10 protein-coding genes and 1 rRNA gene are annotated in these 11,382 nt (G+C 43.6%); 6 read left to right on the top strand and 5 right to left on the bottom strand.

Annotation, left to right across the window (positions count from 1 at the left end; translation table 11 throughout):
- Nucleotides 1–103, top strand: a 5S ribosomal RNA gene (gene rrf / locus OC23_RS18520); the annotation flags it as partial.
- Nucleotides 104–694: 591 nt separating this feature from the next.
- On the opposite strand, the gene OC23_RS18515 is transcribed toward rrf, so the two are convergent.
- Together OC23_RS18515 and OC23_RS18510 are read right to left on the bottom strand one after the other, a co-directional pair.
- Nucleotides 695–1,081 carry a hypothetical protein gene (locus OC23_RS18515; RefSeq protein ID WP_038346432.1) on the bottom strand — a complete coding sequence of 129 codons (387 nt, stop codon included), beginning with the start codon at nucleotides 1,079–1,081 and terminating at the stop codon, nucleotides 695–697.
- 18 nt (nucleotides 1,082–1,099) lie between these two features.
- Nucleotides 1,100–1,870 carry an XRE family transcriptional regulator gene (locus OC23_RS18510; RefSeq protein WP_227505578.1) on the bottom strand — a complete coding sequence of 257 codons (771 nt, stop codon included), beginning with the start codon at nucleotides 1,868–1,870 and terminating at the stop codon, nucleotides 1,100–1,102.
- A 264-nt stretch (nucleotides 1,871–2,134) separates the two neighbouring features.
- On the opposite strand from OC23_RS18510, the gene OC23_RS18505 reads away from it, so the two are divergent.
- The gene (locus OC23_RS18505; protein ID WP_038346431.1) at nucleotides 2,135–2,446 is read left to right on the top strand and encodes an ankyrin repeat domain-containing protein; all 312 of its coding nucleotides are present in this window, start codon (nucleotides 2,135–2,137) and stop codon (nucleotides 2,444–2,446) included.
- A gap of 289 nt (nucleotides 2,447–2,735) precedes the next feature.
- Here the strand turns inward: OC23_RS18505 and OC23_RS18500 are convergent, their stop codons facing one another.
- A complete protein-coding gene (locus OC23_RS18500) occupies nucleotides 2,736–3,431 on the bottom strand; it encodes a TIGR04219 family outer membrane beta-barrel protein (RefSeq protein WP_038346430.1) in 696 nt (231 codons plus the stop codon).
- Between the two features lie 132 nt (nucleotides 3,432–3,563).
- On the opposite strand from OC23_RS18500, the gene OC23_RS18495 reads away from it, so the two are divergent.
- The 3 genes from OC23_RS18495 to OC23_RS18955 all read left to right on the top strand — a co-directional run bounded on the left by OC23_RS18495 (nucleotide 3,564) and on the right by OC23_RS18955 (nucleotide 7,007).
- The gene (locus OC23_RS18495) at nucleotides 3,564–5,006 is read left to right on the top strand and encodes an aldehyde dehydrogenase family protein (protein WP_038346429.1); all 1,443 of its coding nucleotides are present in this window, start codon (nucleotides 3,564–3,566) and stop codon (nucleotides 5,004–5,006) included.
- A 368-nt stretch (nucleotides 5,007–5,374) separates the two neighbouring features.
- Entirely contained in the window at nucleotides 5,375–6,853 is a 1,479-nt protein-coding gene (locus OC23_RS18490; RefSeq protein ID WP_038346428.1) for a sodium-dependent transporter, read from the top strand.
- A gap of 10 nt (nucleotides 6,854–6,863) precedes the next feature.
- The gene (locus OC23_RS18955) at nucleotides 6,864–7,007 is read left to right on the top strand and encodes a methionine/alanine import family NSS transporter small subunit (protein WP_081407346.1); all 144 of its coding nucleotides are present in this window, start codon (nucleotides 6,864–6,866) and stop codon (nucleotides 7,005–7,007) included.
- Nucleotides 7,008–7,046: 39 nt separating this feature from the next.
- Here the strand turns inward: OC23_RS18955 and rsmB are convergent, their stop codons facing one another.
- Together rsmB and fmt are read right to left on the bottom strand one after the other, a co-directional pair.
- Nucleotides 7,047–8,357, bottom strand: coding sequence for a 16S rRNA (cytosine(967)-C(5))-methyltransferase RsmB (rsmB, locus tag OC23_RS18485; protein ID WP_038346427.1), 1,311 nt, complete (start codon nucleotides 8,355–8,357; stop codon nucleotides 7,047–7,049).
- The gene (gene fmt / locus OC23_RS18480) at nucleotides 8,354–9,316 is read right to left on the bottom strand and encodes a methionyl-tRNA formyltransferase (protein WP_038346426.1); all 963 of its coding nucleotides are present in this window, start codon (nucleotides 9,314–9,316) and stop codon (nucleotides 8,354–8,356) included. Before fmt ends, rsmB begins: the two co-directional genes overlap by 4 nt.
- A gap of 211 nt (nucleotides 9,317–9,527) precedes the next feature.
- Here fmt and ilvD point away from each other — a divergent pair, with 211 nt between their 5' ends.
- On the top strand, nucleotides 9,528–11,357 hold the full coding sequence (ilvD, locus tag OC23_RS18475) for a dihydroxy-acid dehydratase (protein ID WP_038346425.1): 1,830 nt from the start codon (nucleotides 9,528–9,530) through the stop codon (nucleotides 11,355–11,357).
- Nucleotides 11,358–11,382: the final 25 nt, after the last annotated feature.

Raw genomic sequence — 11,382 nt, 5'->3', positions numbered from 1 at the left:
AGCAAGAGTGAACCACCTGATCCCTTCCCGAACTCAGAAGTGAAACCTCTTAGCGCTGATGGTAGTGTGGCACTTGCCATGTGAGAGTAAGTCATCGCCAGCTTTTAAATACGAAACACCCCTGACCAAATGGTTAGGGGTGTTTTTTTATGCTCTGGAAAAATAAAATAGGAAATTAAAAGAACTATATTTAAAAATTTAGTCCTTCTATTGTTAATTAATATTGATGAGAGGGATTAAATAAAAATATCTTAATTCTTATCTCCTATTATTTGGGTAATCTTGAACTATATTTTAATTTTAAATCATTTTTCCATGTATCCAGTAAATGGAATTGACTTATACGATGTTTATAAGAATTTACAGGTTTCTTTTTTAAAATTGGTTTTTTCCATACTATAAATTCTATACGTCCATTTTGCCTAATATCAGCATAAACAATCCAATTCTCATATTCATCTATCCAGGAAATCGTATTGTTTTCTTGATATTTAGTGAAACCTAAATTATTTAATCGATCTGTAGCCCAGTCAAGTTGCTGTGAGTTTCTAGCCTCATACCATAGAGATTCATCAAGAAGAAGCCCTTCATCATAAGGTGAAATTTTATATAATAACTCTACTTGCTTTCTTTGCTTTAATTTTTCATGTTTTTCTATCCACTCTTGCTTTTCAATTTCTGCAAATTTTTCATGCTAATAATCTAGAGCCAATTTATGGGCTGTTTCTGTGACAACGCATTGATGCGTTCGCCCAAAACCAACTAAATGTCGGCGTAAACCTTCTGGAAATGTAAAACCTTCCTCACCATACCAAGAAGAATTTTCTTGTTTACACAAGGGACAATAAGCTCTTGGGCTATATGAGTCCTTATACTTCTCAATCGGTTGAGTAAGATCTAAAATTTCTTGAGTCATCATATCAAGCCATTGGTGCCTTTCTTCCTTAGTTTGGAAATAATAATTCGTGAGTATTTTATGATAGGGTTCAGGTATTAGACTTAAAAGACTATAACGTGTTGTCCAAAGTTCATTTTTTAGATTTTGAATCTTTTTGTCGGTTTCAGATTGATAAGGTTTCATAAATATATACTCTTATATTTAATTTCCAAGTTTAAAATCAGAGTGATCTAATTTAAATTCATCATAAATTTCTAATTTTTTCATAATTACTGGTAAAACTTGATGTAATGTACGCATTCCAACAAGTAATTCGTTCATATAAATATCTGGATGAATACGTCTTTCATTGATATTGAGACTTTCTGCTTCGGCCTCGTGACTAAGTTCATCTTGGGAATCATAGACTAAGTTTAATAATTCTGCTCTAAGTGGAATATTAGCGCGGAATGCTTTTTCTTTAACGATACTGAGCCATTCCTTATAATTTTCTAAAGTTTCATATCTAAATTTATTAAAGTTAGGAGCAATCTCTATTGAAATATCAATTTTACATGTAGCTAATTCTATTAAACAGGGTTCTATATTGACTGCATCTGTCTCGAATAAATCTAAACTTTCATCATCAATGATTTCTGCGATGTAAGCAGCATAAAAACCATAAACATCATTTACCGCTAAAAATATGTTCCAAATTAAATGAGAGATGGGATGATTTTCAATATTTCCCATGAATATTTCATGTTCTTCTTCATCTGAATTTTCATAGTCTATATCTAGTTCTCTAGGGAAAGAGAAAGGAGGAGTAAGTCCTATCTGTTTGAGTGTATGAAATGTATGCCAACTTAAAAGTTGGAAGTCTTCTTGTAAAGGTTTTGTATCATAACCAGTTTCAGCACAATCGTGTGCTAAATCTGCTAAGATATGGATAAGATGATCCCAGTTTTTTGCATCTTCTAAAGAGCCAGCCATAAGAATAAATTCTGGATGTAACTCTTCAATATTTAATAATTTTTTAAAATTCTCTCGCATTTCTGAAGATATATATTCGCCTTTTTTCCATTTGCTAATTCAATTAATACTTGACTGTCCATAATTTACCTTTTTATAAATTTACTAAAAAAATAATATATTTACTAAATTTTAAAGTCAATAGAATTAGGAAGCTAGATCAATTAAAGAATTAGTAAATAAGTATAAAAAAGTTTATCTTAAGTAAAAAACTAGGCATTTCCTATGAAACTCAACTCTTTCTCTCCATTGCCTGAAGATGATGACGAACTGCATCTACCTGAGCTGGTGTACTGGGCATCTTTAGGTGATGTGGAACAAGTCGAGCAACTATTAGCAGAGGGTACTGACCCAAACCAGACGGATGATGAAGGCTATAGCGCCTTACAGGCTGCTGCCGAGAATGACCATCTAGCGGTCGTGAAGCTGTTAGTGAGTAAAGGTGCAAATGTGGCTTATAAAGGCGAATATACCGCATTACAGCTTGCAGAAATGGCAGAGCATCACGATATAGTCGCGTATCTCAAAAATCTTTAAATCGCAGCTAAAACTGATAGATAAAAAGAAGCCCCATCATCCTGACGGGGCTTCTTCATATTTCGCTTATGTCGTTGATATCCTATTAACGACCACATCCTGTGTGTTTTATTATTCTCAATGAGACTTCCTGTCTCTCTATGTTTTGTATGATAGGTGATAAGTTGAGTTCAGGATATGCGTCAATGGCTGCGATCTGTGTGCGTTTTTGCGTACATCCATCCCAAGAAAATCAGGATGAAGCATAAAAAAACGGAATCCATAGATCCCGTTTTTTGTTGTTCAAGTCTTAGAAATGTACATCTAGACCGATATAAGGACCTTTAAAGTTAAATTTAAGGTCATTTTTTTCATAGTCATCTAGCTTGATATCGAGGACCCGGTAGCCTGCTTTTAAGCCCACATCAACCAGCAGGTTGTCGATAAAGTTGTATTGTAATTCTGCTTGGGCATCGGTGATTTTGGCATCATTAAAGTTGCTATATAAGAGTTCTGCTTTGGCACTTAGACCAGTAAATGGCAGTTTTACCCCTGCTGATCCATAGATCACCGGTACTGTTTTATCGATATCGGTTTTGCTGAGGTTCAGTGTTTTGACATCGCCATTTAAGTTGGTTGCCCCTAAACCGACATCTGCATTTACAATCGTGTCTAAAATTTCATAGTATAAAATGAAATCGGTATGATCAATGTTGAGGTCGTAAACAGGTTGGCCTGCGACTTTATGATCCGTTTCGGTATTTAAATTGACATAACGGATTTTTGCATTTGGAATCAATGGAATAGGATGCTCAACAGCAAGCGAGACTTGTGCTGAACCTTTACGTTTAAGATCCTGATCGGGTGCATTGCTCTGGTCTGCCATATTAGCCTCGCCATTATAGTTCCAGTAGCTAAGGTCACCTTTAACCCCAATTACATCGGCTTGTGCCAGACCACAAATGCTCGTTCCTAAAGCCAGCAGGGATAGTTTTAATAATTTCATTGCATTGTCCTAATCAATATCAAATACGGTAATGAATTGTTATGAATTCACTTATGAATGGGCGAATCATATAGTGATCTTGGCAAATATGCAGTAGTCTAAATTTAAATTTTTATAAAGGAATACATAATAATGACGGATAAACAGAGTGTGGTGGATTATCCGCTTTATGTGGCCGGGAAAGCCGTGACCACAGGTCAATGGCTAGAAGTCCATGATAAGTATAATAATACCGTGTATGCGCGAGTAGCATTGGCGGATGCCAAAGTCCTTGAAAAAGCCATAGCGGCTTCGGTAAAGGCAGAAGCGGAAATGGCAGCCTTAAAGCCGTTTCAAAAACAAAAAATCTTGTTGCACTGTGTAAAACGTTTTAATGAGCTGCGGGCTGAGCTGACCGAGATTCTGATTGCAGAAGGGGGCAAGCCACGGGGTGCAGCAACTGCTGAAGTGGAACGTCTGATCAATACTTTTCAACTGGCCGCAGATGCGGTGACACAGCTTGATGACGGGCAACTGATTCCTTTGGCGGTGACACCCGCTGCTGCGCAGTTTCGCGGAATGGTGAAGCATGTGCCGATTGGGGCGGTTTCGTTGATTAGTCCGTTCAATTTTCCTCTCAATCTGGTGGCGCATAAGATTGCACCTGCAATTGCTGCGGGTTGTCCCTTTGTATTGAAGCCTGCCAGTTTTACCCCGATCAGCGCTTTAAAGATTGCAGCCGTATTGGCCGAAACCGATTTGCCGAAAGGTTCGTGGTCGATCTTGCCGTGTAATCGTGAGGCAGCGGATATTTTAGTGACCGATGACCGCTTTAAGTTACTCAGCTTTACCGGTTCTGATCAGGTCGGCTGGGATATGAAAGCGCGGGCAGGACGCAAGAAAGTGACACTGGAACTTGGGGGTAATGCAGCGGTGCTGCTGGATGCCGATACAACCATTGATGATGCCCTGATTGATCGCCTGATCAGTGCCGCGTATGGGCATGCCGGGCAGGTCTGTATCAGCGTGCAACGCATTTTGGTACATGCCGATCTTTATGCCGACGTGAAAAAGAAACTGGTAGCCAAACTGAAAAAGATTAAGGCCGATGACCCTGCTTTAAGTACCACACTGATGGGCCCGATGATTAAAGAAGCAGAAGCGTTACGCTTAAAAAAATGGCTGGATAAAGCCGAGAAAAAAGGCGCAAAAATCCTTACAGGTGGTCGTTTACATGGTGTCTTGTTTGAACCGGCGTTACTGGAAAATGTCGATGCCAAGCTGGAAATCTATAAGGATGAGGCATTTGGCCCTGTGGCAATCCTGGAAAAGGTCAAAGATTTCGAGCAGGGCATTGCCGCCATTAACCAGAGCCGTTTTGGTTTGCAGGCAGGTATCTATACGCAAAATCTGAATAAGATGCTGTATGCATGGGATCATGTGCAGGTGGGAGGTGTCATCATTAATGATGTTCCGACGTTCCGTGTCGATAATATGCCTTATGGCGGCGTAAAAGATTCCGGTTTAGGTCGTGAAGGGATTCATTCTGCCATCCGTGATATGCAAGAACAGAGACTTTTGGCAATTAAACAATAGGAGGAAAGCTGTGGTGAGGATTTGGCTTGCCTGTTTTATGTACTTGATTTTTATAGATTGACTGCAAGGTCAAATTTACAGTCTGTTGAAAAATAATCAGTTGTTTAAAAAACATGATTTTTTCTTGCAGAATTTACAGTAAAAATAAATAAAAACAGGTATTGTTCGGCTATTAAAAGCAGAAAAACAAGGCCCGATCTTTAAGGAAGATGGTTTGGTTTTTTGTTTGTTTGGTCTTGAAAATAAGAAGCTCACAAGGTTGAAAGTTCATCCAGACAAAACAAGATTTTTTATGGCATTTTCATGTCTGTTGGACAATAAAAAACTGAAAGCAGCATGGAAGGCCAGCAGGACAATTTAGGTGTTTTATGGCAGATTCTCGTGAAAACTGGACATCACGATCTGGTTTTATTATTGCAGCTGTTGGTTCAGCTGTAGGTTTAGGCAATATCTGGCGGTTCCCGTATGTTGCGTATGAAAATGGCGGCGGGGCGTTTCTTATCCCTTATTTACTGGCATTGATTACTGCCGGTTTACCTCTTTTATTTCTGGACTATGCCACAGGTCATCGTGCGCGTAACTCTCCACCAAAAGCCTATCGCGCCTTGTTTAAAGGAGGCGAGACACTGGGCTGGTGGCAGGTCTGTGTCTGTATCATTATCGGCTTGTATTATGCCAGCGTACTGACCTGGGCAGGAAGCTATGTATATTTCTCAATTGGACAGGCATGGGGCAGTGACCCGGAAAGCTTCTTCTTCAATACCTATTTGCAGACCTCGAAAGCGTCAGGATTTGATCTCAATTTTGTCAGTCATCTGTTCTGGCCAATTGTTGGCATCTGGGCACTGACCTTAATCATTCTGTATGGTGGCGTTAAAAAGGGCGTTGAATTATCCAATAAGATTTTCATGCCCCTGTTGTTCGTCCTCTTTACCATTCTGGTGATCCAGTCATTACGTTTACCGGGTGCGGTACAAGGCTTGAATGCATTCTTTACCCCGAACTGGTCGGCGATGATGGATTATAAAGTCTGGTTAGCTGCTTATGGGCATACTTTCTTCTCGCTGTCTGTGGGTTTCGGGATCATGGTAACTTATGCCTCTTATCTCAAGCCAAAAACCAACTTGACCGGTTCGGGCCTGATCGTGGGCTTTGCCAATGCCTCAACTGAAATTCTGGCGGGTATCGGTATTTTTGCGGCATTGGGCTTTATGGCACATGCGGCAGGTAAAGAAGTTCAGGATGTGGTGAGTGGCGGTATTGGACTGGCCTTTATTGCCTTCCCGAAAATCATTTCAAGCCTGGGAGCTGGTGCTGACCTATTCGGCTTATTGTTCTTCTCTTCACTCTTCGTTGCAGGTATTTCTTCAATGGTGAGTATTCTGGAAGTGCCGATTGCAGCAATGCAGGACAAATTGAAATGGGGCCGTAGCAAAGCCGTAACCATTATTGGTGGCGGGAGTGCACTGGTTTCAGTGATCTTATTCTCAAGCGTCAATGCAATCAAGCTGGTGGATATCGTGGATCACTTTATCAATAACATCGGCATTATTGGCGGGGCGTTGATTTCAATCATCAGCATTGCCTGGTTCAAGCGCTCTGCCTTGCGTGAACTGCGTGATCATGTGAACCGTATTTCGACGATTCAACTGGGCAAGGGCTGGGATTTTACCTTGACGGTGATCACCTCGCTGATCTTGTTAACGACGTTAAGCATGACCGTATTTAATCTGGTGAAAAACGGTTACGATAGTTATAGCATGAGCTTGCAAGGCGTCTTTGGTTGGGGCTGCGTGATTTTCTGTGCTGTTGTGGCACTTGTACTCAGCAAAGTAAAAGATCGCTAGGAGAAAAAACATGAATACTTCAGCAATCGTCATGATGATGATTTCAATGCTGTTTGTCTGGGGCGGACTGGCGTTATCCATCCTGCATTTAATGAAACATCCAGAAGAGCTCGATGATGTTCTGGAAGAGGTAAAAGACCAGCATACATTGTAAAAACAGCTTCAAAAAAAGCAGGCTTAAAGCCTGCTTTTTTTATGATGCCCGTTTTTTAATCAGGCAATAATAGAATCCATCGCCGGTTTGTGCGGCTGGAAGTAACTGGCGGCCATAGCGCTGTTCAATGCCCCAGTCCGCTTCAATCTTGATTTCTTCGGCATTGCCATGCTCAGCAAAGAAAGCTGCCATTTGTTGCTCATTTTCTGCTTTGAGAATCGAGCAGGTGATATAGAGCAGAGTTCCGCCTACTTTGAGCTGTTGCCACATCTGCTGCAAAATCTGTTGCTGTAAGGCAACCGTTTGCGCGATATCGGTTGACTGTCTTAACAGTCGGATATCGGGGTGGCGACGAATCACGCCTGTGGCAGAACAGGGCGCATCCAGCACGATACAGTCGACGGGTTCTGGTGCCTGCCATGTGGTGGCATCAGCCGTGGCGATCTCAACATTGTTCTGATTGAGGCCAAGTCGCTCCAGATTTTCAGAAACACGTAACAAGCGTTTTGCATCATGATCCAGCGCAATCAGTTTTTCAGGGTTAAAGCGCTCCAGGATGTGTGCGGTTTTACCGCCAGGTGCGGCACAGGCATCGACCACCACCTGGCCATCAAGGTCGGGTAATAGTGTCGCACACAATTGTGCATGTTCATCCTGAACGGAAAAACCGCCCGCTTCAAAACCGGGTAAATGGGTAATATTACCCGTTTGTTCCAAAACGATGCCCACATCTGAAAACCTGCAGGGACGGGCATCGATCTGTTCTTCTTGCAGAATCTCTAGATACTCGTTACGACTGACTTGGCGTTGATTGACGCGCAAGGTCAGTGGCGCGACCTGTTTTAAGGCCTGACATAAAGTCTCTGCTTGCTCAGGCCAGTCTTTTTTAAGACGTTTGAATAACCAGCTCGGCAGGCCATGTGTCTTATTCAAAGCTGTTTCAAATTCGGCTGTTTCACGTGAAACACGACGCAGAATCGCATTGACCACCCCGCTCATGGGCTCGAAACCAAGTTGTTTGGCCGCATTTACCGTTTCTGAAATTGCAGCATGCACCGGAATACGCGTACATAAAATTTGATATAAACCCAGGTACAAACAACTTTCCAGCGCTTCATTGTCTAAGGGTTTTGTAAGCAAGGGTAAGGTAATGGCTTTTAAAGAAAACCACTGGCGTAAACAACCCAGCGTCAGTTCGTGATATAAACCGCGGTCACGTTCAGCCACCAGACTGATGTGTTGATTCAGAACAGAAGACAGGGATTGCCCATTTTGAACGGCCAAAAGTGTCTTGATAACTTGCGCGCGCAGATTCAAATTTTTGGTAGAGGATTGATTCGGTTGGCTCATGGGAGAATTTGTCCAATATGCAGTTTCTGGGTCTGGGCAATTTGTACCGGATTCAAGGCTTTAGCACCCGGCCATTGCAAGCTGGTCAGGCACACGGCGGTATGATCGCCACAGGCCACATGCACCCCCTGTTTATCGATCGCCAGAATTTCACCACTTTGTGCATCTGCCTTGCTGTGCTGAGAAAGCATTGAACCCCAGACACGTAAGGCATTATTTTCATCCAGTTGAATAAATGCCACCGGCCAAGGATTGAAGGCACGGATATTACGGTCAATTTGAAGCGCATTCTGGTGCCAGTCTATACGGGCTTCTGCTTTCACCAGTTTATGGGCATACACGGTCAGGGCTTCATCCTGTACTTCACGCTTTTCAATAAAATCCTGCAAGCTTTGTTCTGATTCAAGCACGGTACAAATCGCCTCGGCACCTTGTAGTGCCAGTTTATCGTGCAAGCTGGCAGAGGTATCTTCGGCTGTAATTGGACAATAAGTCTTATACATCATGTCGCCGGTATCCAGACCCGCCGCCATTTGCATGATGGTAATGCCGGTTTCAGCATCGCCTGTGGCGATGGCGCGCTGGATCGGCGCAGCCCCCCGCCAGCGTGGCAGCAGGGAACCGTGGATATTGAGACAGCCATATTTAGGGGTATCCAAAACTGCTTGTGGCAAGATCAGGCCATAGGCCGCAACCACCATGACATCGGCACCCAAGGCTGCCAGTTGTTGTCGAGCTGCCACACCGTCTTCTGTCGATGCTTTAAAATTTAAAGGCTGATATACCGGTAAACCGTGCTCAAGTGCCAATTGTTTTACCGGTGAAGGCGTCAGTTTTTGCCCGCGGCCTGCCTTACGGTCGGGCTGGGTATAAACTGCAATGATCTGGTGTGATGTTTTTAATAATGCCGCCAATGCGGTTGCCGCAAATTCAGGCGTACCAGCAAAAATGATTTTCACAAAGACAATCCAACTAAAACTTGCCTTAAATTATAAGCGAAAAAGTGATGAGTCCCTAATCAGTGGGATTGAATTGCTTTTGTACAAAAAAAGATAGGCCTGTTGGTCATCTGTTAAACGATAACTTGTAGTATGATGCAGGAAGCTCAGTATCATTTCGCCAGAGAGAATGTCCTATTCGTCTCGAGCACAAACTTGTTGGGAATACAAAATGCCTGATTATCGTTCGAAAACATCAACACATGGAAGAAATATGGCTGGCGCGCGTGGTTTATGGCGTGCGACCGGCATGAAAGATGAAGATTTTGGCAAACCTATTATTGCGGTGGTCAACTCATTTACCCAGTTTGTTCCTGGTCACGTGCACCTCAAGGATTTAGGTCAACTTGTTGCGAGAGAAATTGAAGCTGCTGGTGGTGTCGCGAAAGAATTCAATACCATTGCCGTTGATGACGGGATTGCCATGGGCCATGACGGCATGCTGTATTCACTGCCATCACGTGATTTGATTGCCGACTCGGTAGAATACATGGTCAATGCTCATTGTGCCGATGCCATGGTGTGTATCTCAAACTGTGACAAGATCACTCCGGGAATGTTGATGGCAGCAATGCGCCTGAACATTCCGGTGGTGTTCGTATCTGGCGGGCCAATGGAAGCGGGTAAAGTGAAGTTCCGCGGTGATGAGAAGGCCATTGATCTGGTTGATGCCATGGTGGTTGCTGCCGACGAAAGCTATACCGATGAAGAAGTCAAAGCGTTTGAGCGTTCAGCCTGCCCAACCTGTGGTTCATGTTCGGGCATGTTCACTGCCAACTCGATGAACTGTCTGACTGAAGCCTTGGGTCTATCGTTACCGGGTAACGGTTCAATCGTGGCAACCCATGCCAACCGTGAGAAGCTGTTCCTGAAAGCAGGGCGTCTCGTGGTTGAACTGGCAAAACGTTATTATGAACAGAATGACGACAGCATTTTACCGCGTTCGATTGCAACCAAAGCGGCGTTTGAAAATGCCATGACGCTGGATATTGCAATGGGTGGATCGACCAATACCGTATTGCATTTACTGGCAGCGGCGCACGAAGCCGAAGTTGATTTCACTATGGATGATATTGACCGCCTGTCCCGTCAGGTTCCGGTATTGTCCAAAGTTGCTCCGGCAAAGCAAGATGTACATATGGAAGACGTACACCGCGCAGGCGGAATTATGGCGATTCTGGGCGAACTGGACCGTGCCGGCCTGCTCAATACCTCATGCCCAACCGTGCATGAAAAAACCCTCAAGGATGCCCTGGACAAATGGGATATCATCCGTACCGAAGATGCTGACGTGTATGAGTTCTATCGTTCATCACCGGGTGGCATTCCAACCCAGGTGGCATTTTCGCAAAACCGTTATTACTCGACTTTAGACGGCGACCGTGAGAAAGGGGTGATTCGTAATGCTGAACACGCCTTCTCTAAAGATGGCGGTCTGGCGGTACTGTATGGCAACATCGCATTAGATGGCTGTATCGTAAAAACAGCAGGTGTGGATGAATCCATCCTGAAATTTACCGGTACAGCACGCGTGTTTGAAAGTCAGGATGCCGCGGTAGACGCCATTCTGGATCACAAAATTGTGGCGGGCGATATCGTGGTGATCCGCTACGAAGGCCCTCGTGGTGGGCCGGGTATGCAGGAAATGCTGTATCCAACCAGTTATCTGAAATCCAAAGGTTTAGGTAAGGACTGTGCCCTGATTACCGATGGCCGTTTCTCAGGCGGGTCTTCAGGCCTGTCGATCGGTCACATTTCTCCAGAAGCGGCTGAAGGTGGTGCAATTGGTCTGGTTGAAGATGGGGATACCATCCAGATTGATATTCCAAACCGTAGCATTCATCTTGATGTTGATGATGCAACGCTGGCACACCGCCGTACCGTTCAGGATGCCAAAGGCTGGCATCCAGCAGAAGAGCGTAAGCGTAAGGTGTCAAAATCATTGAAGATTTATGCCATGCATTCGACCAGTGCAGCCAAAGGCGCAGTACGAGTTTTGTAATCCCTTGCAGTCCCCCTTTCAATTA

Origin of the sequence: Acinetobacter sp. A47 (assembly GCF_000805455.1) — a bacterium.
Lineage (GTDB): Bacteria > Pseudomonadota > Gammaproteobacteria > Pseudomonadales > Moraxellaceae > Acinetobacter.
Note: the sequence above shows the minus strand (reverse complement) of the source record. Positions and strands in the feature narration are given on the sequence as shown.